The 26,222-nt window shown below is 39.0% G+C and carries 23 protein-coding genes; 11 read left to right on the top strand and 12 right to left on the bottom strand.

Annotation, left to right across the window (positions count from 1 at the left end):
* Positions 1-933: 933 nt before the first annotated feature.
* Both AACU25_RS15180 and AACU25_RS15175 read left to right on the top strand, forming a co-directional pair.
* Positions 934-2,220, top strand: a complete 1,287-nt coding sequence (locus AACU25_RS15180; protein ID WP_096576925.1) for an FAD-binding oxidoreductase — start codon at positions 934-936, stop codon at positions 2,218-2,220.
* Positions 2,221-2,431: 211 nt separating this feature from the next.
* Positions 2,432-3,787 carry a (Fe-S)-binding protein gene (locus AACU25_RS15175; RefSeq protein WP_096576923.1) on the top strand — a complete coding sequence of 452 codons (1,356 nt, stop codon included), beginning with the start codon at positions 2,432-2,434 and terminating at the stop codon, positions 3,785-3,787.
* 271 nt (positions 3,788-4,058) lie between these two features.
* Here AACU25_RS15175 and AACU25_RS15170 read toward each other — a convergent pair whose 3' ends face one another.
* On the bottom strand, positions 4,059-4,214 hold the full coding sequence (locus AACU25_RS15170; RefSeq protein WP_190445811.1) for a hypothetical protein: 156 nt from the start codon (positions 4,212-4,214) through the stop codon (positions 4,059-4,061).
* Positions 4,215-4,314: 100 nt separating this feature from the next.
* The gene (locus AACU25_RS15165) at positions 4,315-5,736 is read right to left on the bottom strand and encodes an MFS transporter (protein ID WP_096576922.1); all 1,422 of its coding nucleotides are present in this window, start codon (positions 5,734-5,736) and stop codon (positions 4,315-4,317) included.
* Positions 5,737-5,807: 71 nt separating this feature from the next.
* On the opposite strand from AACU25_RS15165, the gene AACU25_RS15160 reads away from it, so the two are divergent.
* Entirely contained in the window at positions 5,808-6,335 is a 528-nt protein-coding gene (locus AACU25_RS15160; protein ID WP_096576920.1) for a phosphoribosyltransferase, read from the top strand.
* 313 nt (positions 6,336-6,648) lie between these two features.
* On the opposite strand, the gene AACU25_RS15155 is transcribed toward AACU25_RS15160, so the two are convergent.
* A complete protein-coding gene (locus AACU25_RS15155) occupies positions 6,649-7,566 on the bottom strand; it encodes an AEC family transporter (RefSeq protein WP_096576918.1) in 918 nt (305 codons plus the stop codon).
* Between the two features lie 100 nt (positions 7,567-7,666).
* Between AACU25_RS15155 and AACU25_RS15150 the strand changes: the two genes are divergently transcribed.
* Positions 7,667-8,494, top strand: coding sequence for a M15 family metallopeptidase (locus tag AACU25_RS15150; RefSeq protein WP_096576916.1), 828 nt, complete (start codon positions 7,667-7,669; stop codon positions 8,492-8,494).
* A gap of 507 nt (positions 8,495-9,001) precedes the next feature.
* Positions 9,002-9,385, top strand: a complete 384-nt coding sequence (locus AACU25_RS15145) for a hypothetical protein (protein ID WP_096576914.1) — start codon at positions 9,002-9,004, stop codon at positions 9,383-9,385.
* 330 nt (positions 9,386-9,715) lie between these two features.
* On the opposite strand, the gene AACU25_RS15140 is transcribed toward AACU25_RS15145, so the two are convergent.
* On the bottom strand, positions 9,716-10,180 hold the full coding sequence (locus AACU25_RS15140) for a hypothetical protein (protein WP_190445812.1): 465 nt from the start codon (positions 10,178-10,180) through the stop codon (positions 9,716-9,718).
* A 144-nt stretch (positions 10,181-10,324) separates the two neighbouring features.
* On the opposite strand from AACU25_RS15140, the gene AACU25_RS15135 reads away from it, so the two are divergent.
* The 3 genes from AACU25_RS15135 (at position 10,325) to AACU25_RS15125 (ending at position 11,246) form a co-directional block, all read left to right on the top strand.
* The gene (locus AACU25_RS15135) at positions 10,325-10,474 is read left to right on the top strand and encodes a hypothetical protein (protein WP_167717570.1); all 150 of its coding nucleotides are present in this window, start codon (positions 10,325-10,327) and stop codon (positions 10,472-10,474) included.
* A 203-nt stretch (positions 10,475-10,677) separates the two neighbouring features.
* Positions 10,678-11,025, top strand: a complete 348-nt coding sequence (locus tag AACU25_RS15130) for a DUF6883 domain-containing protein (RefSeq protein WP_096576912.1) — start codon at positions 10,678-10,680, stop codon at positions 11,023-11,025.
* Positions 11,022-11,246 carry a DUF4926 domain-containing protein gene (locus tag AACU25_RS15125; RefSeq protein WP_096576910.1) on the top strand — a complete coding sequence of 75 codons (225 nt, stop codon included), beginning with the start codon at positions 11,022-11,024 and terminating at the stop codon, positions 11,244-11,246. The genes AACU25_RS15130 and AACU25_RS15125 overlap by 4 nt, the downstream gene beginning before the upstream one ends.
* A gap of 92 nt (positions 11,247-11,338) precedes the next feature.
* On the opposite strand, the gene AACU25_RS15120 is transcribed toward AACU25_RS15125, so the two are convergent.
* From AACU25_RS15120 to AACU25_RS15105, 4 genes are all read right to left on the bottom strand, one after another.
* Positions 11,339-11,890: a hypothetical protein gene (locus AACU25_RS15120; RefSeq protein WP_096576908.1), complete on the bottom strand. Its 552-nt coding sequence runs from the start codon at positions 11,888-11,890 to the stop codon at positions 11,339-11,341.
* Positions 11,887-12,438, bottom strand: coding sequence for a restriction endonuclease (locus AACU25_RS15115; protein WP_096576906.1), 552 nt, complete (start codon positions 12,436-12,438; stop codon positions 11,887-11,889). Before AACU25_RS15115 ends, AACU25_RS15120 begins: the two co-directional genes overlap by 4 nt.
* 346 nt (positions 12,439-12,784) lie before the next feature.
* Positions 12,785-13,441 (bottom strand): hypothetical protein, encoded by a 657-nt coding sequence (locus AACU25_RS15110; RefSeq protein ID WP_096576904.1) that lies wholly within the window; start codon positions 13,439-13,441, stop codon positions 12,785-12,787.
* A gap of 168 nt (positions 13,442-13,609) precedes the next feature.
* The gene (locus tag AACU25_RS15105) at positions 13,610-15,823 is read right to left on the bottom strand and encodes a phosphoketolase family protein (protein ID WP_096576902.1); all 2,214 of its coding nucleotides are present in this window, start codon (positions 15,821-15,823) and stop codon (positions 13,610-13,612) included.
* A 198-nt stretch (positions 15,824-16,021) separates the two neighbouring features.
* On the opposite strand from AACU25_RS15105, the gene AACU25_RS15100 reads away from it, so the two are divergent.
* Positions 16,022-17,395 carry a cytochrome P450 gene (locus AACU25_RS15100; protein ID WP_096576900.1) on the top strand — a complete coding sequence of 458 codons (1,374 nt, stop codon included), beginning with the start codon at positions 16,022-16,024 and terminating at the stop codon, positions 17,393-17,395.
* Positions 17,396-17,603: 208 nt separating this feature from the next.
* On the opposite strand, the gene AACU25_RS15095 is transcribed toward AACU25_RS15100, so the two are convergent.
* The 3 genes from AACU25_RS15095 to AACU25_RS15085 form a co-directional block, all read right to left on the bottom strand.
* Positions 17,604-20,159, bottom strand: a complete 2,556-nt coding sequence (locus AACU25_RS15095; RefSeq protein ID WP_096576898.1) for a DEAD/DEAH box helicase family protein — start codon at positions 20,157-20,159, stop codon at positions 17,604-17,606.
* Between the two features lie 179 nt (positions 20,160-20,338).
* Positions 20,339-21,952 carry an NAD(P)H-quinone oxidoreductase subunit 4 gene (locus tag AACU25_RS15090; RefSeq protein ID WP_096576896.1) on the bottom strand — a complete coding sequence of 538 codons (1,614 nt, stop codon included), beginning with the start codon at positions 21,950-21,952 and terminating at the stop codon, positions 20,339-20,341.
* 769 nt (positions 21,953-22,721) lie between these two features.
* Complete coding sequence (locus tag AACU25_RS15085; RefSeq protein ID WP_096576895.1) at positions 22,722-23,441, bottom strand: hypothetical protein; 720 nt, start codon at positions 23,439-23,441, stop codon at positions 22,722-22,724.
* Positions 23,442-23,652: 211 nt separating this feature from the next.
* Between AACU25_RS15085 and AACU25_RS15080 the strand changes: the two genes are divergently transcribed.
* On the top strand, positions 23,653-24,084 hold the full coding sequence (locus AACU25_RS15080; protein ID WP_096576893.1) for a hypothetical protein: 432 nt from the start codon (positions 23,653-23,655) through the stop codon (positions 24,082-24,084).
* Positions 24,085-24,136: 52 nt separating this feature from the next.
* Here the strand turns inward: AACU25_RS15080 and AACU25_RS15075 are convergent, their stop codons facing one another.
* Positions 24,137-25,096, bottom strand: coding sequence for an aldo/keto reductase (locus AACU25_RS15075; protein ID WP_096576891.1), 960 nt, complete (start codon positions 25,094-25,096; stop codon positions 24,137-24,139).
* 81 nt (positions 25,097-25,177) lie between these two features.
* On the opposite strand from AACU25_RS15075, the gene AACU25_RS15070 reads away from it, so the two are divergent.
* Entirely contained in the window at positions 25,178-25,771 is a 594-nt protein-coding gene (locus tag AACU25_RS15070) for a DUF1802 family protein (RefSeq protein ID WP_096576890.1), read from the top strand.
* Positions 25,772-26,222 lie beyond the last annotated feature (451 nt).

Below are 26,222 nucleotides of genomic sequence, written 5' to 3'. Positions count from 1 at the left end.
GGAGAGCGAATCATTACTAGAAATATTAGCTATGAATAATATCAATTAACCAAATGTAATTAATCGGCTATTAATTACAAATTGTTAGAAGATAATTTTTCAACAACCAATATATTCAGGTCAACCAATTTAGGGGTTACTATTTACACTATGCCTTGATTTCGGCTTAAATTTAGAGTTTCAGAAGTGCAAATTGTTATCAGGTTAAAACTAGCTTTTATGTCAAATCAAAAATTTTATATTTTGTCTTCTCAAGTCAAAATATAAAATTTAAACTACGCTGATTGCCAGGAGAAAAGCTAAAAATCTTAAGAGTTTGGGTAAAACCCATTTATGAACTATGATTTTGAAATCGATTCTAGCGCTGAATTATTTTCAGCATTCCCAACCTATTACTCCACCACATTAATTTTGCTAGGCTGCGAGATCCCCGACTTCTTGAAGAAGTCGGGGATCTGACACCTCGCAACCCTTCATAACTTATGTGGTGAACCACTAGATTACACAAATACAGAAAATGACGAGAGAATTTTGACTGCTACAATCCTAATGGCAATGCTATGCATAATTTTTCATGACCTCAAATTTTGCTGTTATATGAGTAGATAAGTGGTATCACAAATAACTTGATTGTGATTTTATTGTAAAAAATTAATAACATTGCTACCCTGATAATTCAATCTCCAATTTATCCCCTCTGTTTATCTATATTTTGTTATATAGACAAAAGGTGACAATTTGCTGTAGCCAGCTTAAGTCATAAATATTATCTTTACTTCCGTAATATTGCTTAAATATAGTATGTATGTATAAGTAATATTAGTAACAAATTATCTGAACTTTTGTAGTGTAAGCATAGGCACCACTTTTAACTGAGCACTTTTTTAGTGAGTTTAGCCAGTAAATTAGAAGTAGGACGTAAAAAATAAACTGATGAATGCGATCGCTTCTTGTCTGGCATCTATCGTCAACGAAGAAAATGCTGTTTACTTTTGGGAAAATATTCCACCCACACTTCAAGAATCAATCCAAAAGGCAATAATTGGGGGAAAATCTCCCAGTTGTCTTGTCTATCCTCGTACCGAGGAACAACTAGCGGCGATTATTGCGGAAGCACACCGTAAAAATTGGCGTGTCCTTCCTTGCGGTAGTGCTAGTAAATTAGGGTGGGGTAATTTAGCTCAAAATATTGATGTGGTTGTGAGTACAGAACACATCAATCGCTTAATTGAACACGCCGTTGGTGATTTGACGGTGACAGTGGAAGCGGGCATGAAATTTTCTCATCTTCAAGGTATTTTGGCTAATCATCGCCAATTTCTCGCCCTTGACCCTACTGCACCAGATTTAGCAACCATTGGTGGTATAGTTGCTACAGCGAATACAGGTTCTCTTAGACAACGTTATGGTGGTGTACGCGACCAGTTGTTAGGTATTACCTTTGTCCGTGCTGATGGCGAAATTGCTAAAGCTGGCGGAAGAGTTGTGAAAAATGTGGCTGGATATGACCTGATGAAGTTATTTACTGGGTCTTATGGCACATTGGGAATTATCACTCAAGTTACCTTTAGGGTTTACCCCCAGCAAGAGACATCAGCGACAGTAGTATTAACTGGCGAAGAGGCGGCGATATCCCAAGCGGCTGCTACCTTGAGAGGTTCGGCATTAACACCAACCCAGGCTGATTTATTATCTACTAAACTGGTTGATAGTTTAGGATTAGGTAATGGATTAGGCTTAATTGCTCGCTTCCAAAGTATTAGTGAGAGTGTCAAAGAACAGGCAAATAGATTACTAGAAGTCGGGCAGCAGTTGGGATTGGCAGGAGTAATTTATCAAGAAAAGGAAGAGGCTGATTTATGGCAGAGATTGCCAGAAGAAATGCACTCTGATGCTGCAAATTTACCGATTACCTGCAAAATAGGAGTATTACCTAGCGCGGCTGTAGAAGTTCTCAGTCGAGTAGAAATGGGACTGATTCATATTAGTAGTGGGTTGGGAGTGTTGTCCTTAGATAGCCAAAAGCAAGTTTTGCAAATCCGCGATATTTGTCAAAATTACGGTGGCTTTCTTTCGATTTTGGCAGCGCCAGCTAATATAAAAGAAAAATTTGATGTTTGGGGATACAAAGGTAATGCTTTAGATTTGATGCGTCGGATTAAAGCACAGTTTGATAGTAAAAATATTTTAAGTCCAGGTCGGTTTGTTGGGGGGATTTAGGGATTGGGGATTGGGGACTGGGGATTGGGGACTAGGGATTGGGGAACTCGGGGCCCCCTCTGGGGATAAGGGGTAATGGGGATTGGGGATTGGGGATTGGGAAATTCAGTTAATTAGGATAAGGCACAAATAATTTTACTCTTGACTCTTGTACAGACGCGATGGATCGCGTCTCTGCAACTCAGCACTTAAAAAGAGGGGAAAAAGTAATATGCAAGTTTCGGAAAATTCTGTGAATAATACGGCGAGTATCAAAAATTTGCAGGGGTTTGATGCAAGTCATCCACCAGATCCCAAGTTAATTGATAGTTGTGTACATTGTGGATTTTGTCTTTCTACTTGTCCCAGTTATCGGGTGTTGGGTAAGGAGATGGATTCTCCCAGGGGACGTATCTATTTAATGGATGCGATTAATGAAGGTGAAATTGCACTTAATACGGCGACAGTAGAACATTTTGATTCTTGTTTGGGGTGTTTGGCTTGTGTAACAACTTGTCCTTCTGGTGTACAGTATGACAAGTTAATTTCTGCTACTCGTCATCAAGTTGAACGCAATTATTCCCGCAGTTTACCTGATCAGCTGGTTCGGCAATTAATATTTACTTTATTTCCTAACCCCGACCTTTTAAGAATCTTACTTATACCATTACTGGCTTATCAAAAGTTAGGGGTTTCTAAATTTATTCGCGCTACAGGGTTACTAAAAAATATATCTCCCCGGTTAGCAGCAATGGAATCGATTTTGCCAGAAATTACATTGAAAACATTTCAAAGTAATCTACCAACTGTTATCCGTGCAAAAGGAGAGAAACGTTACCGTGTGGGGGTAATTTTGGGATGTGTGCAAAGGCTATTTTTCTCTCCTGTAAATGAAGCAACGGTGCGGGTGTTGACGGCGAATGGTTGTGAGGTGGTGATTCCCCAATCCCAAGGATGTTGTGCGGCGCTTCCTGAACATCAGGGACAAACGGAACAAGCAAAGGCTTTGGCGAGACAGATGATTGATAGTTTTGCTAATACTGATGTCGATTTTGTGATTATCAATGCTGCTGGTTGTGGGCATACATTGAAGGAATATGGTCATATTTTGGCGGATGACCCAGAATATCGGGAAAAGGCACAAGCATTTGCTGCTAAGGTGAAAGATGCTCAAGAGTTTTTAGCAACCGTAGGTTTAACAGCAAAATTGTTGCCGATTACTGATAAACCTGTGAATTTAGTTTATCAAGATGCTTGTCATTTACTGCATGGGCAAAAGATTAGTGTGCAACCGCGTCAGTTGTTACGCCAAATTCCTGGGGTGAAGTTAAGTGAACCTTTGGATGCAGCTTTGTGTTGTGGTAGTGCAGGTGTTTATAATATGTTGCAACCAGAAGTTGCTGAAGAATTGGGTCAGCAAAAAGTGCAGAATTTACTAAATACTGGTGCAGAGTTAATCGCTTCTGCTAATCCTGGTTGCACATTGCAGATTACTAAGCATTTGCAATTGCAAGGTAAGAATATATCTGTAATTCACCCGATGGAGTTGTTAGATTATTCGATTCGGGGGGAAAAGTTGGGAGGTTGAGTTTGGGGAAGGGGGAATGGGAAAAGGCAGGGGGGCAGGGGGCAGGGGGCAGGGGGAAAAATAATAAAGGGACTTCCAACTAAAAAAATATACTATCGCTTTCTTGGCAGGGGGCGGGGAGCAGGGAGCAGGGGGAGAATAAAAATATTCTCGGACTATATTTTGGATAATTTATTTTCTGGAAGTCCCAAATACCAATTACCAATTACCAAACGCCAAACGCTGGGGATAAATTTTTTTGGCGATTTGTTCTAAATGGGGCTAAATCGTTCTATGATTTAGGAATTGCAGGAATGGGATTTGCAATCATAGATTTTTTCTTAGCAAAAGCTACTTTGACATCAGCAATCGCAGCAATTGCACTTGCAATCATAGATATTTTTTTAGCAAAAGCTACTTTAACATCAGCAATAGCAGCTGATGTCAAAGCAAAAGTTAGTTTAACACCAGCAAGAGTTAGTTTTGCGATGCCTACGGCGGGCTACGCCTACGCAAAAATAGATTTGGTAGAAATATTGGCTGGAAATTCACTCGGCTTTTTCTCGCCGTTGCTGGAGTTTCATCATAATTTCGGCGTGCATTTCCCGGGTAATGGGGTAAAAGTAGGTTAGGACTAAACCTGCAATTAAACAAACGGTAGGTAAGGGGCCGACTGCGAGGCGAATAGCGAGTAATGCTGATTCTGGTTGTGTAGGTAGTGCAGTTTGTCCGGTTACTGCTTCTTTAAAACCATAAGCTTGTAAGGCGTTTCCGACTAAAAATAAGCCGAAGGCTAAACCAAATTTTTGCAGCAACACCATAAAACCATAAAATACTCCTTCGCGGCGTTGTCCGGTTTGCAGTTCATCTAATTCAATGACATCGGGAATCATTGACCAGGGAACGAGATAAGCTGTAGAGACACCAAACCCTGCCATGATTGCCATGATGTACATTAAGGTAAGTTGTCCTGGTTGTAAGAAATAAAGTCCTGCGGCGGCGATAATCCATAAAATCATGCCGAGAAAATAGACGATTTTTTTGCCAACTTTCTTACTTAAATTACTCCAGAAAAATAGCATGACTAGCGCTGTTCCTTGGACAGCAATCATCACTGTGGGAACATCCGCTTCTTGCAGACGCATACAGTAAACGACAAAATAAGGAATAATGCTGGCTGTAATCTGTACGCCTAACCAAGAACAGAGATATATACCGATGACGAAGAGAAAAGGTTTGTTGGTAAAGGCGATTTTGATTTGTTCGGGAAAGGGGAGAGATTGAGGTTCTTCTAGTTGAATGCGTTTAGCTTCAAATGCTAATACGCGATCGCGTGTGCCATAAACACACCAATATAAGGCTAAGACGGAAATTACAGTACAAACTGCGGCTAATACTATATATTGTTGTCCGCGATCGCTAATTACTGAAAACACAATTTTTGACAATATTAAAGATAAAATACTGCCACCGATGGAAAAGGTGAAGCGAAAACTGTTGAGGCTGGTACGTTCGTCATAATCTTGGGTGAGTTCTGGTGTCATTGCTGTATAAGGCAAATTCACCACGGTGTAAAACACCTGCGAAATTAACCCAATCACGACGTAATACCAAAACAAACCCCAAACACTAAATGGTGGTACAATCCACTGTAAGAAAAAGAATACTCCAAAGGGAATTGCCCCGTATAATAACCAAGGCAGACGACGACCCCAGCGACGAGATTTTGTTTTATCAGTCAGAAACCCTACAAATGGATCGTTGACAGCATCCCAGATTTTACCCACCATTAAAATACTGCCAGCCAAACCCGCCGGGATACCAGCGACATTGGTAAAGAAAACCAAGAGAAAAAATATGGCAATATTGGCAGTAATCGCGGGGCCTAAATCACCTGCACCATAGGCTAGTTTGGTTTTAAATGGCAGTTTTTCACTATAAGCAGAACCATCGGCAGCAGAATCATTCATAATATCTTGCGCTCATATTAAAATAGAGAATTTGCGTGTGCTTTCAGTATTAGCCAAAAACTACATCCCTTATGCCAGACCTTTACGTTTCTTGGTCAGATTATCACCAAAAAATCGAACTACTGGCTGCTAAGATTTATCAATCAGGTTGGCAATTCAACCAGATTGTTTGTCTTGCCAGAGGCGGACTGCGAGTTGGAGATATTCTTTCCCGTATATATAACCAACCGTTGGCAATTTTAGCAACATCATCTTACAGTGGCCCAGGTAAGCAAGAAAGAGGTGCATTAAACTTTTCTCGCCATATCACCATGACTACGGAAACTTTAGGTTCGCGGATTTTGCTGGTTGATGATTTGGTAGATTCTGGAGTTACACTCGAGCAAACTATCCCTTGGCTACAGCAATATAGTGAAAGCGCAATTCTAGATATTCGCACGGCTGTAATTTGGTATAAATCTTGTTCGGTGATAGAACCGGATTACTATGTAGACTATTTATCAGATAATCCCTGGATTCACCAACCTTTTGAACCTTATGAATATATGAATCCTGCGGATTTAGCAGCAAGAATGAATCAAATAAAGGCTGAAGTGTAAAGATTAAAGTTATACAATTCGTCATGACGAAAGAAAGCTTGGGTTAAGGGGCTTCCATACCATCAACTAAGCCAGCAGAATTGGGGGATTCTCCCCCAAACCCCCGATTGGGTGAAGTTTGTGGGGAAGGTTTCCTTCCACAAAACTTCGGACGGTTGCGTCCCCCAAACCCCCTCCAAAATTATTGTGCTGTTTTGTGTTGAGGGACTTACAGAAAATAAATTATCCAATATAGTCCGAGAATATTTTTATTCTCACCCCTGCTCCCTGCCCCATGCCCTATGCCCTATGCCCTATGCCCTATGCCCAATTTTCAAAACAGCCATAGCCAAACTGGTAATGTAATTAATAATACTATTGCGCCTACTGCTAAGGCTGTGACAGCTAAATCGCGGTCAAGATTGAAGGTTTCGGCAAGTACTAGAGTAGCAAAGGCTGGGGGCATAGCCATTTGTAGTACGATTACTTTGGCAGGTGAACCAGTGACACCAAAAAACGGTAATGTGCAACCTAGAAGTAAGGGAACTATTAACATTTTAATTGCCAAGCTCATTCCTACTTTGGGGATGTTGCTCCAAGACTTTAATTGTGAGAGTCGCATCCCAATTAATACTATGGATAAAGCTAAAGATGTCCAAGCCAATTTATCTAAGCAAAATTCCACTGCAAAGGGAATTTTTAGCTGTCGCAACAGTAAGCCAAAGCCAAAACTCCATAAAGCGGGATTAATCACTATTGCTTTGGCTACTTCTGCATAATTATGCTTAATATTGCCAAAATTAGCTGCTAGTGCTACTCCCAAGCCATAAGCACCAAAGAGTGTGCCGAGTAAATCGTAGAATAATGCCCAAGCGAAGTATTTTTCTCCTACCATTGCTAAGGTGATAGGAAAGCCGAGATAACCTGTATTCCCTACCATCGCTGCTAATAGGAAACTTCCTTGAGTTGGTGGCTGCGGCATGGTATTTGTGAGATAGGCTTGTCCTTTAATTGCTAGCCAAGCCAAAAAAGCCCCTAGGAAAATGGCAAGGTATGCGATCGCAGGTGCAATCCAAATTTGCCCTGATAAGTCGGTTTTGTATAGAAAAAATACAATGCTTATAGGTACTCCTACCCAAAAAAGGAAGTAAGCTACACCTGAAGGAACTGTACTTGGTAGTTTACGTCCGAGGACAAATCCAATTAGGACTAGCCCCACTAACTTGACATATAGTGCTAAAAGATTTATCAAGGTTGCACCTAAAAACGCTGACGTAAAATCTAACGCTTGCGTTTATTTTTTTCCAGTCTACAATCTGTTATGGCTATTCAAAAAAAGCAGGAGTGAACTCTTGAATAAAGCTGGGTTTTCTGGAGAACCTCAACACTCTTCGGCTGCTTCTGGTGATGATATTCCAGCAGCTTTACGCGATGCTCCCGATGCTAAACCTAAGGTGGGATTAAAACCGATGGTTTTGCTGGTTGGGGGAGTATTAGCATTTGTCCTGCTTGCTGTGAGTAGTGGCTTTGTCTTTTTCATTCTTTCTCCCAAAAGAACAGCCAATTCTCAACCTTCACCCACTAGTTTACCGACACCAACATCTGAAAGTTCTGCTAACTCTCAGAGTACCAATACTGATACTGTCTTAGGACATTTAACATACGCAGAAGCGCCAGAATCAGAACTAGCAGTAATTCCTGGTAGTGGACGCATTAGAATGCGAAAAACTGCTGCGGAAAAGTTTCAAGAGATGAAACAAGCAGCACGCAGCGCTGGGGTAATTTTAGTACCAATTTCTGGTTTCCGTTCTGTAAAAGAACAAGAGCAGTTATTTTTTGGGGTGGGCGCGCAACGCAATCAAACACCAGCCGAAAGAGCAGCGCTCAGTGCGCCTCCTGGTCATAGCGAACATCACACAGGCTATGCTGTAGATGTTGGTGATGGCGCAGTCCCAGCTACTAATCTGCAAGCTAACTTTGACAATACCAAAGCTTATCAGTGGCTTGAAGCAAACGCTGCCCGTTTTGGTTTTGAAATGTCCTTTCCTAAAGATAATGCACAAGGTGTCAGTTATGAACCTTGGCACTGGCGTTTCGTAGGCGATCGCGATAGTTTAGAAACCTTCTACAAAGCCAAAAACTTAAAACCAACCCCCAAACCCGAAACAACGCCAAAATAGTTTGTAATTCGTAATTCGTAATTCGTAATTCGTAATTCGTAATTAACAAAAGTTTCAGACAAGGATATATACCATGTCTGAAACTTTTGCCATATGTCTCATCAAAGCCGTAGCTTTTCCTTAAAAGTTATTTATAAAGTAGGGTGTGTTAGGCGCTCATTTCCAATATGATTTGTCACGAAAAAACTATCCTAGCGCCTAACGCACCATCCATGAGGCGGTGCGTTACGGCTAAATTTCATTATCTCTAAGTATCAAATCCTTTCACAGCCGTAACACACCCTACTTAAGGGTTTCTAATACTTAATACTATCCTATCGTCATCATTATATAGATATTGACAAGGAATATTAAAGATTATCCCTAAACTAAGCTGATGCGTTAGGGCCGAGCGAAAATTTTAATTAGGGTCAGCGCATCTACTTAATTGCATAAAACTTTTTCATCAACCCTAATACTTATTGAACGCAGCCTAATACTAAATTTTTAATTTTTAGGAGTCAGAAGATGAAAGTATTTTCTCATGTTTCCCAGATGGCAGCTTTAGTTGCTATTTTGTCCCCCATGCTGACGATAAATACTGCTCATGCACAACAGAGCTATCCCTTAACCTGTCGTGGTGGTGGTACGCTGAGTATACAAAACAATGGTAATAATGGTGTAAGAATCAATTTCCAAGCTGGGCCAGGAGCAGCACCCCAAGGTTTATCTCCTGGTGAGTGTACATGGTCGGATCGGGCTTTTCGGTCTGGTGAGCCAACAACTATCTGCGATAGTGCTGCAAGTGCATCACAATATGTAGCTTTGTTAGTTCGCTCAGATCAGTACCCAATTTTGCAAGTTTACAACAATGGTCACGGCTGTATGAAAGTAACCAGAGTAGGCCCTTAGAAATGGTTTATAAAGTAAACCTTAAATTGTAAAGTGCGTTAGCGATCGCATAACGTACTGATGCAAATTCTTTATGTAGCTGCATAAAATTCGATCCCCCTTGAAAAAGGGGGGAAAAGAATCAAAGTCCCCCTTTTGAAGGGGGATTTAGGGGGATCAAGATATGTGCAACTTCACATTAAATTGGTATGAGAAAGATGATGTCTTACGGCTAATTATAACTCTCTTAAGTTCTGAAATCCTTGCACAGCAGTAACACACCCTACATTTGCTGCTTGTGAAAAATGCAGCATATCCATTATTTATTAATATTATGCAATAGCAATTGCCTCAATATCTCTGATGCGTAATCAGAGTAAATAAGTAAAATCCGGCAACAGCAAATATAAAGATTATAGTGGCAGAATATACTATTACATCCTTTAAAAGAAATAATATCCAATCTTTTCTCAGTTCTTGTTTAAACTTTAGTTCTCGCAACTTGCACTCAAGTTCTGCATCTTCTTTAGAAGGCAAACTAAGATAACCATTTGTATATATCTCATCAATAATTTCTTCATTAGAATCTTTTGCTTGCCAATTATCAACCTTGGCTACAAACCTATCTAATGTATTATGCGCTTGATTTGATGCCAGCGCTAAATTATCATTTTTAACTTTCTCTATTTCTGCCAATGTATTAGAAGTTTGATTTGATGCAATTACCAAATTATCTTTTTTCAGCTTTCCTAATTCTTTTTTAATTACTTTTTTGACAGTTTTGGTGATCAAAGCTTCTAATTTTTTTGTTGCCATGTGTTGTAAAAAGATTTTCTTGCATAGCCTTGCTGCTTAAATTTTACCGGAATTGAATGTTAAGCAAATGAAGTGGCGGCTACTGTAAGTGAATTTGATGATTAACTTACTTGGGTTGCAATACTTGTCTATGGTAAAAACAGCATGGAATATTCCAAAGCTGGCGGTTCTAATCGCAAGCGTGGTAGTCAAAAATTAACTTCGCCAGTTCCTCCAGTTGTAGAGGTTCCCGCTACTCAACCCGTCCCGACTGCAATTTTACCAGAGTCAACTAACGGGCGAGTCAAGAATTAGTATTGTATATCTATACTATAAAGCGATCGCCTGTTGCGAAAGTGCGATCGCTGGATTTATCGAATAACTACCAAACAATAGTAAGAGGCTATTTATAAATTAACAATAAAATTGATGTAGGGTGTGTTAGGCGCATATTGTCGATAAGATAATTTAAGACTCAACTGCCGATAAACTAAAGATAAGAATGTAGGAGAGGCGGATTGAAACTGCCTAATTATGAACTTGCAGTTGTGCCACAACGAAAAATTACTGAGTATCTATTGTCGCCAACTCACCCCGATGGGCGCGGCAAGGAAAAGTTTTTCACTGCGTTTGGTTTTTCAGTAGATGACTGGGAAACTCTTGCTAAAGCATTACTAAATCATGTTGTTGATAACGATGTTACAAAGATTGAAGATTCACCATTTGGAACTCGATATGCTGTAGAAGGTACACTGCTATCACCGGATGGCAGAAACCCTGTGATTCTTTCGGCTTGGTTTATTGAAACAGGGGAAACTATTCCTAAGTTTGTTACTTCCTACCCACTGAAACGGAGAGAAGAATGATTCAAGAACTTGATAGGGTTATTCTGACTAGTGATATCCCAGAATATAGTTTAGAACAAGGTGATATAGGTACAGTTGTTTTAGTACATCAGGGTGGCAAAGGATATGAGGTTGAATTTGTCACACTGGATGGGGAAACTGTGGCAATTGTTTCACTCCACAGCATACAAGTACGTCCCATTGGTAGAAGAGAGATTGCGCGATCGCGGGTGATGAATTAATGCGAACACTGCGATCGCATCTGTTATTGATACTTTGCACAAGGGTGAATTTCTGAAACTACTTTTCCAATGGTACGGCAGTTTTTACGATTTTATTTTATGGAAACAGAAGACGGAATAAGCGATGATAAGAAATTAATTATTTCTTGTATTAATGGGCTTTCTTGCAATATTTTAATCTCTTCATCATTTATATATTCAAATATTCTGGTATTTATTGACTTTTGGTTGCCGAATACTGTTTCTAAAAATTCTTTAGGTTTACTTTTAGCCAACTGCCATTCTAAATCATTGAATTGACGTTGAGCTATTTTTTCAATTAATGATTTATCTTGTAAAAATACAATTTCTAATTCAGGAATTGCCAGAAAAATTTGATAAGGTATCCCCGATGATGCCTGATTTAATACATAATTAATTAAATCTTGTCTTTCAAATATTTGAGATTCGTTATCTGTATCTGCATCTAAGACAAGCGCAACAGGTGTTTTCCGAGTAGCAAGAAGTGAACTAGCTAAAGAACGCGCTCTATAAGAACTTTCACCTGCTATAAATTTGATATTTTGACTTAGATTTTGCGGTAGTAATCTCTGTAAAATTTCTATATCTTTATCATTTTCTGTAATCAGATATGCCAGGTTCATGATGAAATCTCCGTTGTAATGTCGTAATTAGGGATACATTTTTGCACGCAGATACGATATTTTTTGACTAGGAATTTACATATACATTTATTGGCTAGTGAATATTCAATTTCTTGTCCTCCCCACAATAAAATAGTTTGAGGTGCTACAAATCCAGTTAATGTTACTGCTGCTTCTGTAAATCCACTGCAACTAAACACGCTTCCAATAGCTGCTGCTGGCCTTCGTAATAATTGATTTCGTAGCTTGGCTATAGGTTCAATATTAACTTCTTTAGTTTCATCCTTACATTCAATTAAACAGGCGAGGCTGTCTGTATATACCACTCCGTCAATTTGTTCTACTATTGTATCTTGAATTTTTACACTATAAGGCCAAGCCACCTCCGCACCATCAAGTTGGAAGGCGCGTAAAATTAAATATTCTAATGCTTTACCTTTATCCCAAAAATTTGAGGTATTCTTTGCTTTGATTTCTGCCCATAATATCATTAAATTATCCCAGTCATAGGTGATAATTTCTGCTTGATATTCTGCATCTGTAGTCATGATTGAATCTGATGTGTAATAAGCTGTTGAAGATTTAACTTATATTACATCCTTACCCTGTAAAAGTAGCCAAGTCTCAGATCCCCGACTTCTCCAAGAAGTCGGGGATCTGGTCGTTCACGAATAATTTACAATAGCTACTATTTGAGTAGTTACGCTACTTGTAATCAAGCAATCTCTTATAGGTTGGGTTTCACTTCGTTCAACCCAACATTGATAAATTTTTAAGATGTTGGGTTGAGGAACGAAACCCAACCTACCAGATGAATCTGTTTTTCTAGATAATTGCAATTTATGCCATTTTACAGAAGACAACAACTTATAACTAGAAAAATTAATTTATTTCTTAATATTTACTTTGTAACTTTTTCATTTCTTCTTGTACGCTCATAGCTACTTGCAAAGCATCATTGAATAAACGTCCATACTCGTCAGCCTGTTCAGCAGTTTGCAATGCTCTGATACTATCCAGATTAATTGAAAATTCCTCAGGTTTAAAACTAGGATTTTCTCTTAAAATTCTTTCGGTTTTCAAAGCACGGATCAAATCATTTCTGGTTATTTTAATTGCCTCAATTATATTTGATTTATTATCTAAACTTACATTATGTCCAATATTTTGTAGCTCTTGGATAACAGTTATATTTTTAATTAAAGAATTATATTTTTCTACTTCTTTAAGCAAGTTATTTAATTGTTCATTTATTTGATTTTGTCCATTAAAATTATTAATAATAAATTTATGATGCTTAATATAAGCACTTATTATCCAGAGTAAACCTATAATCAAAGCTATTACAAAACTAAAAAACTCAGCATCTTCTTCATAAAAGAAAATGTAACAGATAAATTTTAAAGTTATAAATACTCCAATAAATATTAATATATTTTTTATAAAATTTACAAACTTTTGAAAAATAGGTAGATTATTATCATTAAATATTCCTGTTAATTCTTTCAACTCTTTTTTAGATAGTAGTAATTCTTGTAATTCGTTTTCCATTGTCGCTGAATTAGTAAAATTAACTATAGTGATTAATCTTATTATAAGTGTCTCTATATTAATTTACTTCAGCGTTAATTGAAAAAAAACCGCGAATACACTCATCAAAACGCTTCTTTATCTGCGTTCATCTGCGTGCATCTGCGGTTAAAATTTCAAGCCTAAATATTAATGCACTAATTCAATCGCCCGCTTCGTCAACGCCTCCGCAGTCAACCCATTAAACGCCATCAACTCACCAGCACTCGCGGTAGTTTCCCCACGCTTCCATGCAAAAGTATCGCGCTTAGAATTACTCCGCAACATAATTGGTTCTAGCATCGCCGGCGCACCACCAGTAACACCAATTAACGCATCGCCATCAAATAATTCGGCAAATTTGGCATCATCTAAGAAACCACCATCAGGTTCCGAACAAGTATCCCAAGCAGTATCATTAGAACGATACAAACGGCGAGGATTAATCACAGAAACTATCTTGGCACCAATACCTTCAGTTTCTAAAAAAGCTGCGGCTTCAAATACTGGCATTAGTGTCATATCACCAATGACAGCAAACACAACTTGTTTATCGCCTGGAACTTCATGCAATACTACTGCACCGTCGCGTAAACCTTGACGAGTTTGTTCTAAAGTAGTGCGAATTGGCAAAGGTGATTTACTTGCAGTAATCACAATTCCTTTATTTTTTGTTTGCAATGCCCAGTCATAACAAGCTTGAATACTGTTAGCATCAGGGGGGAATAATGGGAATACATTGCCAGTTCGCATTAAGGAAGCAAAATAAGCTTCAATTTCTGGACGTTGGTGTGTCCAACCATTACGCCCTTGCTCTAATGCACCAGCAGTAAATAATGTAATTGTTGAAGGAGTTTGACGGCGCAATTCTGCCATTGCTTGAGTAACAGTTTGCCAAATTGGTAATCCGTTGATGGCAAAAGATTCGTAGGAACACCACAGAGTTCTGGCACCCATTAACGATAAACCAGCAGCTAAACCAGCACAAGCATCTTCACTCAATGGTTCATAAACTTGTCCGGTTGGTGCTTGATTATATAAGTCGTCGGTTGTGGGGTGAATAATCTTCAATGCTTGGTTAATATTGGCAATTCCCGATGCTTCGTTACCATCAGCATTAGTTACTAAGAAATTCGGGTCTTTTTTACCGACGATTCCTACTAATCTTCCCATTGCAGTTGTCGAAACTTTTGGTTCGCCACCTACTGCATATTCTTCTAAAGGTAATTCGCCTAAATCTGGTAATGGTAATTCAAATTCTGTTACCACGGTTTTCGCAGCAGGGCCACCTCCTGCACGTTCGGCATTTGTCCGCACAATTTGCCAAGCTGACGCAGATAATGCACGTTCTTTTAACGCGTTAATAATATGGGGAGCATCTAACGTATCTTTGGGATAAAGGTTGTGAGATTTTGACCCTCTGGCGTGAACTCCCGCACCTTTGAGTTGTTTAATAATGAAGACTGTCAGCTTACCATTCAAAGCAGAACGTGCAGCTTGATCGACTCCCAAAAGTACGGCTTTGGTAAAGGCTAACCGTTGCTCAAAGGAAAAAGCGGTACTATCAACATAATCACCAGCTTGGTTTTGGTCGTCAAATTCCTTGGCATCAACTAACACAACTTCGGCAAAACCATTACCTTGCCAGTATGCTGTCATCTGTTCGTTGGTTTTCAGGGAAACCATACTGTGATGTTCTTGGCTGTAACCGTTCCACACCAGCACAGGTAAGAAATTGGTAACGCTGGGATAAGCAGTGTTAAAGTGAGCCATTGAACTCATAATATAAGGTTCACCTAACCCACCATCCCCAACGGTGAAGGGGAATAATTTATCTTTATGCAGCAGTGCAGCGGACATGGCGAAGTGTTGCCCTTGTCCTAAAGGCCCCGCAGGTGCGAGAATACCGGGTATGTAACCAGAAAGATGCCCTAATAGTCCATGCTTTTCACGAAAGCGATCGCGCAATTGTTGGACAGTCAAAATACCCATATCCTCTAAAGAGCGATCGAGGAACATGGCACTATAAAATCCGGGGGCGTGGTGACCGACTTCCGTAATAATGTTTTTGTACCCTAACATGACGAGAGCCGCGTAAGCTTCCGCTTGGCTAGCAAATCCACCAGGGTGACCAGAAGCTTTACTACCTGTGATTTGTAGCGTCAGGTAACGTAGAGCATCGGCAGCCAGTAAAGTTTGATATACGGCTACTGGATCATTCGGATCTGCGATCGCTACTTTGCCTGATTCTATAGCAGGGTTGGCACCATAGGTTTCAAAACCTGGTAACGCTTCCCCAAAATATTGAATTCCTTCGCAAAAATTAGGAAGCGCTGAAGATGCTTTAGGCGTGGTTGCTGTCATGCTGAATACCTTAAAAGGATGAGGAGAAACTGGAGATGCTCGTCCAAATTAACAAAAATTTTACAACTTCCAGGTTGTAACAGTTTATTGCACTTTCGCAACACAAAGATAAGCAGCTTCTATGAGTCATTCCAAAAAATTTAATGTTTTTCTTTGTGCTTCATTGGCAAAACAGAAATAAACCACAAGACCAAGCCTATGAAACTACCCAACGGCCCCAAATCTCCAGCGTTTGTCCAGATGCTTCAGTGGATTTTTCAACCCATGCCGTTTATGGCAGCTTGTGCCGAACGCTATGGCGATATTTTTACTATGCAATTAAATCCGCCTGTGGTGTTTGTGAGCAACCCCGAGGCGCTACAGCAAATTTTAACCAGCGATACCAAGGAATTTGCAGCCCCCAGCGATTGGAACAAAGTCTTTGAACCAATGCTAGGGAAAAATTCTGTAATTACAGTCAGTGGAGAAGTACATCGCCGTCAACGCCAGTTATTAATGCCGCCGTTTCACGGTGACAGAATGCGTACTTACGGCCAAGTAATTCACGATGTCACAGCGCAAGTAATTAGCCAATGGGAGATAGATAAACCCTTCTGTGCTAGGTCAGCGATGCAAATCATTACCATGCGGGTGATTATGCAAGCTGTATTTGGATTATACGAAGGGCCACGTGCCCAAGAGTTAGAGCAAGTTTTAGCGACAATGCTCAACGAAAACTCTCCCTTAAGGGTAGTTGAACTTTATTTTCCTGCTCTGCGCCTAGATTTTGGACCCCGCAGTTCTTGGGGAAGATTTTTGCGCCGCAGAAAGCGCGTTCATCAACTCCTTAATGAAGAAATTCAGGAACGACGCGAAAATCCCGACCCATCGCGCACAGATATCCTCAGCTTACTCATGGCGGCGCGTGATGAAGCCGGGGAAGCCATGACTGACGAAGAAATACGCGATGAATTAATGACGCTGTTAACAGCAGGACATGAAACCACAGCCACAGCCCTCACCTGGGCATTGTACTGGATTCATAAATTACCATCAGTTCAGCAAAAACTAGTACAAGAAATCGATAGTTTGGGTGAGAACTCAGACCCCAGTAGCGTTTTTAAATCACCATATCTCAACGCTGTCTGCTGCGAAGCTTTGCGGATTTATCCAGTGGGGATGCTAACTTTCCCACGTGTAGTCAAAACACCAGTATCTTTGTGTGGTCATGACCTAGAACCCGGCACAATCGTACTAGGTTCCATTTATCTCACCCATCAACGCGAAGATTTATACCCACAACATCAGCAATTTAAACCAGAACGCTTTTTAGAACGTCAATTTTCACCTTACGAATTTTTGCCCTTTGGCGGTGGCGCAAGACGCTGTATAGGCATGGCATTTGCCCAATTTGAAATGAAAGTAATACTAGCGAAAATTCTCTCAAGTTGGGATTTGGCATTAGTTGATCAGAATCTTGAGATTCGTCCGAAGCGGCGTGGTTTAGTTACAGGGCCAAATCGCAGCATTCAATTAGTGGCGAAACAACAGCATCAACTACCATCTCGGGCTTTAGAGTCAAGTAGCATTTGAAGTTCTAGCTGGGTTAAATATCAATAGGCTTGGGTTAAGAGACTTCCAGCTAAAAAATATACCATTATAGTAGCGGAATCTCGAATCGCAAAACTGCGATCGCATAACACAGCAAAATATCGCTTTCTCTCGTAGGGTGCGTTGTCGCAAAGCGCAACGCACCATTGATAGCCGACCATTTTATTACTTGCAAGTGCCTATCGACTTCCTATTCACTTTTATCAAGTGCCGTAACTTTAATATCTTGCACATGGTAGTCAAGCTGATCTTTAATAAACTTGAGAAGTTCCGCTTTTTGTTGAAGCAGCCATGCAGGATTGTTACCAGCATACAAATGTATTTCCCAAATTGAGCCTTGCAGATTAACTTTTGAAACAGCTTGGCAGTGGTAAAAGAAATTTACTATTCTTGTTATAATTATCTGAGTTTTGCGTTTTTTATCATTTAGTATTGCATATGGAAATGATAAATTAAGCTCTTTTAGTTTTTTTGGCTCTCTTAATTTCGTTACCTTAATCCGAAAATCAATTTCATTCTTGCCTTTAAGTCTATTGCACTTACCACACAAAGTCTGTGAGTTGTCTATGGAAGTTTTGCCACCCATAGAGAATGGCAAAACATGATCAATTTGTAAGTTATCTTCTTCGCCTTTTAAGCCACAACATAGACATCTACGACCATCTCGATTTTTAATTTGCTTCTTTTCTTCTTCAGTTAACTCTATAATATCTGGAGTATTTATTGTTACAAAATTTTGTCCTTCTTCATTTGCATATATATTACGATGAATAATGCTTCTAATAGCTGCGTCCACTGCTGTTTCAAATCGAATCGAACTTTTGTAGAAAGTTTTCCACAATGTTCCAGGTTTTGAGAACTCTTTACTGAGATATTCATGTTTTAATCGAGATGAAAATTCAATTACTTGATTAGCAATTTTATCTAAATCATAAATTTCTCTCTCCTCAAATGAATAATATGACGGCAAAGATTGATTTTGAGCAATATGACGAACAATCTTAATTAAATCTGAATTAAGCTTATTTCCCATATTATCAGTTTCATAATCAAACCATAAATCTATCCATTGTTCAATCTGAGGCTGCACCAATTCATTATCTAGATACTCTTTAGACCATTCATCTGCTAAATTTGTAGAGTAAATATAGAGGAGAAATGAATCAAATTTAGCTTGTGTGTGTTCATATACCATGACAAATTCAGTAAATGCTTCCATTGATTCATGGTTACTGTCAGAATCAGCATACACAATTTCAGTTTTATACCAACCAATTGGACATATTTTCTTAAATTCCATTGGAACATCTATAATACCGTCTATGAACTTTGATAATTCCTCAACTAGACGGATTGAGATATATTCCAGTGGATAAAGACCTCTTACATAAGTTTTTTTATCCTCTTCTGTTCCACCTACTTCTGGTTCTGCCCAATCAATTAAACGTTTCCACTCATCGAAGAATAAAATGATATTTGCATCACTGCTACCTCCTACTTTTTCGCCCCGTAATGCTCTACCAATCATTTGAGTCATTAAGATAGAGCTTGTTGTTTGGCGAGTAATAAATACCGTCTGAACATTAGGAACATCAGCGCCCTCTGTTAACATTCTTACATTGATCAATACATCAAGCTTTCCATCCTTGAATTCAGTTAAAATTCTTTTGTTATCATCTTGAGTCCGTTTATTTCGTGCTTCAGCAGAGCCAGGATCGGCATCTATATGAGAATAAATTGCATCCGCTTTAATGCCTTGTTCGCAAAGCTTTTCTTTTATATAAACACATTGGAACCAACGATCTGCAAAGATAATAGTTTTACCGTAAGCATCTTTATTTGATAGATAAGTGTGTACGATAAAATTATTTCTATCTTTATCAGTTGCAAGCTTATCTATAATTGACTCTGGAAGGTCTTTATGTTCCTTAACCAACCTTTCATATAATGTGTCATCTACTTCCCATTCTTTACCAGTTGATACTTCAATGTAATTAGGTTTGGCTAAAACCTTTTGTGTGATTAAGCTGGCTTTATTAGCTTCATAAATAATTCCATTTTCAAAAATTTTCCAAAGCCAACCTCTTCTAGTTTTATCATTATAAGTTGGTGTAGCTGTTAAACCAAGTAGATGTAAGTTTGGAAGTAGTCCTCTAAGTCCTAGCGCAGAATCTTTCTCACCAATTAATAAATTTCTACAACCATAAGCAGGTGAATGGTGAGCTTCATCAACTACGACAAAAAGCCCTTTTTCTCTACAACTATCAATAAATTTTCTAAAAGCTGTCTCAAACTTATTACCAAATCTATCTATGGCATCAGTATGTAAATTTTTGATAGCTGTTTGTATCGTCATGATAACAATATCATCAGTCAGTTGTATAGATGATGCATTTGCATGAGAAGGATGGCTAGAAACACAGCGAATATTTAATGTTTTTTTAGTTTCGGGAATATCTCTGGCATTTTTTTTAAAAGTATCAAATGCTTGCTCTAACAAATAGAAAGAAGGAGCTAACCAAAGTATCTTGATATTTTTAGGAATTACATGGTTAGATAACCACCTAACAGCTGTAAATGTTTTTCCAGCACCTGTAGGAAGGGCTAATATTCCACTACCTGGTTTTTGACTATCAAACTTAAATGTTTTGCTAAGGGCTTCAAAAGCATCCTTTTGGTGCTCGAATGGTATTGTGGGAGAAATATTAGCATTTCTTAGTTGATCGATATTGATAGATGCGTACATTACGGTATTCCCCTATGCAAATACAATTTGATCGCTAGGTTAGTTTGCCCATAATGTATGCTTCAAACTCAAACTCTCACGCTTGAAGCTTCATAAAATTAGAGGGGCAGTTTCACAACCACCCCTCTAATCCCCTCATATTTAGAATTTACTTGCAGCACCCTTAGAGAAAAATATAATTACTCAGTAATATTAACCAAACTTTCTACTTGAGAAGCAGCTAATGTTGGAGCTTTAAACAGACGTGAGTAGAGATTAGATGGTTGTTGATGAGCCACAACTGGTAGAACTTGGCGTGCATGAGCAGCTACTTCTACTGTCTTCACATCATAAGTTTGAGTGATTAATTTGGGATACAAACCAATTCCGATGATGGGAACTAAAAGACAAGCGGTGATAAACAGTTCGCGGGGTTTAACATCAGGAATGAAGTTATCTAAATGTAACTCTTCGGTTTGCTTACCGTAGAACACTTGACGCAACATCGACAGTAAATAAATCGGAGTTAAAATTACACCTACAGCTGACAGGAGTACAACTACAACCTTAAAGCTAGAACTGTAAACATCGCTGCTAGCAATACCCAAGAACACCATCAATTCGCCAACAAAGCCACTCATTCCAGGTAAAGCTAGAGAAGCCATGGAACCAGCTGTAAATAAAGCGAAGGTGCGGGGCATTACTTTACCCATTCCGCCCATTTTGTCCATCATTAAGGTGTGGGTACGTTCGTAAGTCACACCAGACAAGAAGAACAAGCTAGCAGCAATTAAACCGTGAGAAATCATTTGGAGAACAGCGCCGCTGATCCCAATTTCTGTATAGGAAGCAATCCCAATTAACACAAACCCCATGTGGGCAATTGAAGAGTAAGCCAACCGACGTTTGAGGTTAGTTTGAGCAAAAGCGCAACAAGCACCGTAAACAATATTTACTACACCTAAGATTGCTAAAACTGGTGCAAAAATAACATGGGCATTAGGTAGCATTTCAATGTTGAAGCGAATTAATGCATAACCACCCATCTTCAGCAACACACCAGCCAAAATCATGGAACCAGGTGCAGATGCTTCACCATGTGCATCAGGTAGCCAAGTATGTAGAGGGAAAATTGGTAATTTGACACCAAAGGCAATTAAGAAACCTGCGTAAACTAATAATTCCAAAGCTTGAGAATAATTCTTCATTCCCAGAGTCGCCATATCAAAGCTGACGGTATCTCCAGAGAATGCCATTGCAAAACCAGCTACTAATATAAATATTGATGCAGCAGCAGTGTAGAGAATAAACTTAGTTGCAGCATAGCGGCGGTTTTGTCCACCCCAAATAGAAATCAGCAGGTACACAGGTACCAACTCGATTTCCCACATTAAGAAAAACAATAGTAAATCTTGAGCGACAAACACGCCAAGCTGGGCGCTGTACATCACCAGCATTAATCCATAAAATAAACGCGGCTTGTTGGTTACTTTCCAAGCCGCGAAAACTGCGAGGGTGTTAATTAAGCCGGTCAGTAACACTAAAGGCATTGATAAGCCATCAACTGCTACAGACCAATTCAAACCTAACTGTGGTACCCAAGAATATTTTTCTACTAGTTGGAAACTTGAATTTTGAAAGTCATAGTTATGCCAAAAGGCATAAATCATTAGTGCAAAGTCTGCTAGCGCTACTCCTAAACCATACCAGCGGACTGTTTTACCTTCTTTATCGGGGATAAAGGGGATGGCTATTGATGCCATCAGGGGCAAGAGAATTATGGCTGTCAGCCAAGGAACTTGAATAGGACTCATCACTTATGACAATCGTTTTGCGTTTTTGCTTTTAATTGCAGTATATGAACCAATTTGTACTTTTGTAAACGTAATTTATCCCTATACTAGCAAATCTTTAGATTTTGGTAGAGATAAATACTCATCGGTTTTGCCGTCCACCATTCTAATTGTAAAGTTTTGCAACGTCAATGTGGGGTCAATCTTTCTATTTATTTGATTTAGATATTTATAGAGAATGTGAAAATTCCATAAAAAAGGCGGCTTTGCCACCTTTTTTGGTTATATTCGTGATTATGTCTAAGGCGATATATCTTGTAAAGTAGCCAAATACAGGAAATTGATAAGTATTAATTACTAAGGAGTGTGTACTCGCTTCATTATGAAGCTAGCCGATTCTTCTCTCCAAGGTTTTTGATTCAGAAGTCAACGCGAGTGATGAAGTGTACCAGAAGAAAACAGAAGAACTAGGGGAATAGAGGAGATAATTTTTCAGTTTATATATAGATATAGGAATTAACACGCCTTAAAGGTAAATTTTGCTGACTGTCGCAAGATTTAGATCCCCGACTTTTTCAAAAAGTCGGGGATCTGAAACGCAAGTTTGCTTAAGACAGATGAATGGTAGGGGCACGGCACCTGTAAGATAATTGAATATACCAAAAGATTGTGGATGCCGTGCCCCTACAAAGCATTTATTTTTCGCAAAAATTATTTGAATTGGTATATCTTATTCCACCCTATAAGCATTTCAGCAATCAAATAGGAACCCTAATAGGTATTGTTGAGATTACTTAAAAATCTGGGATTTTATTTCTTGCTCTATGGCATCGCTAATAATCTCCGTGCCCATAGCTGGTTTGTCAAGATTGACTCTCATAAAATTTGTTTTATCATTTGCTGTAAACTTTTTATCATTATCAGAGTCTTTAATAACTTTAATAAATAAAGCATTTTGGCTGGGAACAATTACCCAATTCAGAATTTGAGTATTATTCGGGGTGATTTGCAGCAAATTTTTGCCTGATAAATCAGATAGATAACCTGCGATCGCATCTGCACTGTTAAGTTTTTTATCAGCGTTAGTATCTTGCTCGACGATTCTATATAACCAAAATCGCGTAGGTGTTTTACCTGGTATTTTGGTTTCCAAAAACTCGTAGCTATTAATCAGCGCTTTTTTATTTAATAACAGATGGCTTTCTCCATCTTGTTTATGATAAAAAATAAAATTATACAATTGGTTTTCTCTACCTGAAGAACGCGAAATACTATAATCGCTGTCTTTCTCTAGATATTCTCCGGGGAGAGTTACAGGAATCATTAGATAATCTGATTGCGCTTTAATAATTAAATCGCCATAGGTAATATTTTGTTGTACCTTTTTTTCTTGAGTCGTATTAGCTTGTGTCTGCTCTATTTTTCTATTAGAAGTTGGCACACATGATGCAGCAAGTAGAGTTATAAATATTGCTGTAGTAATTTTCTGCCAACACCTATTAATACTCATTCAAATCTCCCAGCTAGATATTTTTTGTCTATTGTATTCCTAGCGAGAAATTTTCCCTAATTTGACGAAAATTAGCAGTAAAAATCGCCCAAATGCCAGATAAATTGATATATAAAACTCAAAAACCTGGTCATTGGTGACCAGGTTCGCTCGAATTCACTGTTTTCAAATCGTTAACTTTAATAAGTAGGTGGAGAAATCAACAACTAGGGTGGACTTAACAACTAACAACTTCAGCACCTTTTGTTTTTCCGCTTTGGGATTTGGCTTTGCCTTTTGTTTAAAGACTTTACGCCACTTAACTATGAATATGCTGAAACTTGCTTGGGCTGCTGACAGGAGACACCGAGTCATTTGCCCTTTGGGTTTGGTTGTTTGTTATCTGGTGTCTTATGAATATCAAGATATCACTCCTGGCATTAGGAGAAAACTGTTGTTAACTAAAGTTGATGTTTTGTTTAATTCTGCAATACAGATTGAAGTTTGTATACGACTAGGGTTGATATGTAGCGAATCTTTTCTGAGTGAGGTATTAGAAACAGCAGGTGGGCAAAGGGAAAAGGTGAAAGGGGAAAGGGAAAGGGAAAATACCAAACTTTTCCCCTTCTCTTGTTCCCAAATTCTGCAAGCTGAATATGGCTAAGACAGTCATGCTGGGGGCGATCGCGATCATCTACCTTATATATAAGGTAGGGTTACCATTCCCACATGAGTTTACTTTCATCGAGATGATCGGTAACGATGCGCCCAATAGTATCGATTTCCGATATTTCTGCATCTGAAAGTTTGATTTCTCCAGCCACGGCGTTATCTTTTGCTTGTTGGGGATAACGCGCACCTGCGATCGCATTTGTTTGTGGTTGAGCGATTAACCAAGCTAGGGCTAACTGAGCCAAGGTAGCATTATGGCTTTCTGCTATGGGGCGTAGTTTATCTAAAGCTTGTTGAGCGCGTTCAAAGTTTTCACCTTGAAATAGCCTATTTTTAGCACGATTATCGGCTGGGTCAAATTGATGTCCGGGAGAAAATTTACCTGTTAATAATCCTTGGGCTAAAGGTGAATAAGCGAGAATAGAAATCTGATGTTCGACACAATAGGGCATTAACTCTTTTTCTACTGGTCGCCAAAATAGAGAATAGGGAGGTTGTAAACTATCAATTCTGCCATATTGGGTAGCCTCTGCTAATTGCTCGCGAGAAAAATTAGAAACTCCAATGGCGCGAATTTTTCCTTGCTCTTTCAGAGAATTAAGAGCCTTCATTGTCTCTTCAATTGGGACTATTTCCGTATTAAAAGCACCAGATGGCCAATGAATTTGATATAGGTCTATGTAGTCAGTTTTTAAATTTTTTAAAGACCGTTCGCAAGCGGCGATGACTTGGTCATACTTAAGATGGTTTGCAAAAACTTTTGTGGCGTACTCAACTTGCGATCGCACATCTGATAAAGCTTCAGCTACAATGCGTTCAGAGTGTCCATCACCATAGACCTCAGCCGTATCAATTGTGGTAATTCCAGCTTCAAATGCGGCTCGAATAGTTTTAATAGAGTCATCATCTTCAATACCTACCCACATTCTTTTACCAGCTTGCCAAGTACCCATTAAGATAGGTGTGATTTTGACTTCTGATGTTCCGAGAGTTCGCTTTTCCATAGTTCCTAATTCATATCCCTGGATAGTTTCAAACTGTAACGGTATTAGCGTGAAATTAAATCAGAGTTAAAGTAGATATCCATGAACTTGACCACAACTTTTCATGCACTCAAAGAATGGGCAGTTGCTATTGATGCCTTAGAAAATGGCAACACTATTATGTTGCTTCGCAAAGGCGGTATCCATGAACAAAATGGACGTTTTCAAGTTGCTCATCACCAGGTTTTACTCTACCCTACATTTGAGCATCAACAAACTTTTCTACTCAAATCTGAGTATGCTAATCTTGTATGCCCAGTGACATCTGGCTGGCATCCGGAAACGGTTCGCATCGGTAGTTGGGCGGAAATTACCGATATTTTGCCTGTAAGGGATGAGTCAACAGTAAACAAGTTGCTTCCCTTCCATATTTGGAATGAGTATTTTATTAGCGATCGCTTAAAATGGAAAGCTCGTCAGCCTTTGTATATTCTCCTGCTGCGGACTTATAAACTCTCACAAGTACAGGAAATTCCCTATCTTTCTCAATATGGTGGCTGCAAGTCTTGGATTGATTTAGCACAACCAATTGATATCCAAGCAGCAGAACCAGTTTTGTCTGAGTCTAGCTATCAGCAGTTAGTCGGGGAAATTCGTACTATTGTGGGCGATAAATTATATGCCCCATCGTTGTAATCCCCCAATTTTTAATTCCACTTCTGGCAAGTATCCTAGCTGCTAAATTCGCTGTTCCTCTCGGTTGAATTGCAGATGTGGCAAGGATACAGCCAAGTAAAGCTATCTCGTAACTCTGAGCTTGCACAGCTTTAACATTAGCAAATATAAGTAATTCCGACTTGTGTGACTAGAAAAACAAATATGTGAACCATCACTTGTGACTTCAAATAGTAGCTCTTGCTACATACACTAGCAAAAACCGCAAGTACTATTAAAAAAACTTCACCCTATATCAAGGAAGAGTAGAAGACTTGGTTGACTCTGTTACTATGGGCCTGCGGAAAAAGTCCGTTGGGTTAACGGCTTGTGGGTAATTATCTGTTCTCAACCAATAGGAAATTTACAGCTATCGCAATTAAGCAGAAAAATTATCCCAAAGGGTGATGTGGGTATTGACAAAAATCTGCAA

Origin of the sequence: Tolypothrix tenuis PCC 7101, assembly GCF_963874875.1 — a bacterium.
Classification (GTDB): domain Bacteria; phylum Cyanobacteriota; class Cyanobacteriia; order Cyanobacteriales; family Nostocaceae; genus Aulosira; species Aulosira tenue.
Note: the sequence above shows the minus strand (reverse complement) of the source record. Positions and strands in the feature narration are given on the sequence as shown.

Excerpts from the sequence above, each read along its gene's own strand:
- AACU25_RS15180 (WP_096576925.1), top strand. The coding sequence starts at position 934 with ATGAATGCGATCGCTTCTTGTCTGGCATCTATCGTCAACGAAGAAAAT.
- AACU25_RS15175 (WP_096576923.1), top strand. The coding sequence starts at position 2,432 with ATGCAAGTTTCGGAAAATTCTGTGAATAATACGGCGAGTATCAAAAAT.
- AACU25_RS15165 (WP_096576922.1), bottom strand. The coding sequence starts at position 5,736 with ATGAATGATTCTGCTGCCGATGGTTCTGCTTATAGTGAAAAACTGCCA.
- AACU25_RS15160 (WP_096576920.1), top strand. The coding sequence starts at position 5,808 with ATGCCAGACCTTTACGTTTCTTGGTCAGATTATCACCAAAAAATCGAA.
- AACU25_RS15145 (WP_096576914.1), top strand. The coding sequence starts at position 9,002 with ATGAAAGTATTTTCTCATGTTTCCCAGATGGCAGCTTTAGTTGCTATT.
- AACU25_RS15140 (WP_190445812.1), bottom strand. The coding sequence starts at position 10,180 with ATGGCAACAAAAAAATTAGAAGCTTTGATCACCAAAACTGTCAAAAAA.
- AACU25_RS15135 (WP_167717570.1), top strand. The coding sequence starts at position 10,325 with ATGGAATATTCCAAAGCTGGCGGTTCTAATCGCAAGCGTGGTAGTCAA.
- AACU25_RS15125 (WP_096576910.1), top strand. The coding sequence starts at position 11,022 with ATGATTCAAGAACTTGATAGGGTTATTCTGACTAGTGATATCCCAGAA.
- AACU25_RS15120 (WP_096576908.1), bottom strand. The coding sequence starts at position 11,890 with ATGAACCTGGCATATCTGATTACAGAAAATGATAAAGATATAGAAATT.
- AACU25_RS15115 (WP_096576906.1), bottom strand. The coding sequence starts at position 12,438 with ATGACTACAGATGCAGAATATCAAGCAGAAATTATCACCTATGACTGG.
- AACU25_RS15110 (WP_096576904.1), bottom strand. The coding sequence starts at position 13,441 with ATGGAAAACGAATTACAAGAATTACTACTATCTAAAAAAGAGTTGAAA.
- AACU25_RS15105 (WP_096576902.1), bottom strand. The coding sequence starts at position 15,823 with ATGACAGCAACCACGCCTAAAGCATCTTCAGCGCTTCCTAATTTTTGC.
- AACU25_RS15100 (WP_096576900.1), top strand. The coding sequence starts at position 16,022 with ATGAAACTACCCAACGGCCCCAAATCTCCAGCGTTTGTCCAGATGCTT.
- AACU25_RS15095 (WP_096576898.1), bottom strand. The coding sequence starts at position 20,159 with ATGTACGCATCTATCAATATCGATCAACTAAGAAATGCTAATATTTCT.
- AACU25_RS15090 (WP_096576896.1), bottom strand. The coding sequence starts at position 21,952 with ATGAGTCCTATTCAAGTTCCTTGGCTGACAGCCATAATTCTCTTGCCC.
- AACU25_RS15085 (WP_096576895.1), bottom strand. The coding sequence starts at position 23,441 with ATGAGTATTAATAGGTGTTGGCAGAAAATTACTACAGCAATATTTATA.
- AACU25_RS15075 (WP_096576891.1), bottom strand. The coding sequence starts at position 25,096 with ATGGAAAAGCGAACTCTCGGAACATCAGAAGTCAAAATCACACCTATC.
- AACU25_RS15070 (WP_096576890.1), top strand. The coding sequence starts at position 25,178 with ATGAACTTGACCACAACTTTTCATGCACTCAAAGAATGGGCAGTTGCT.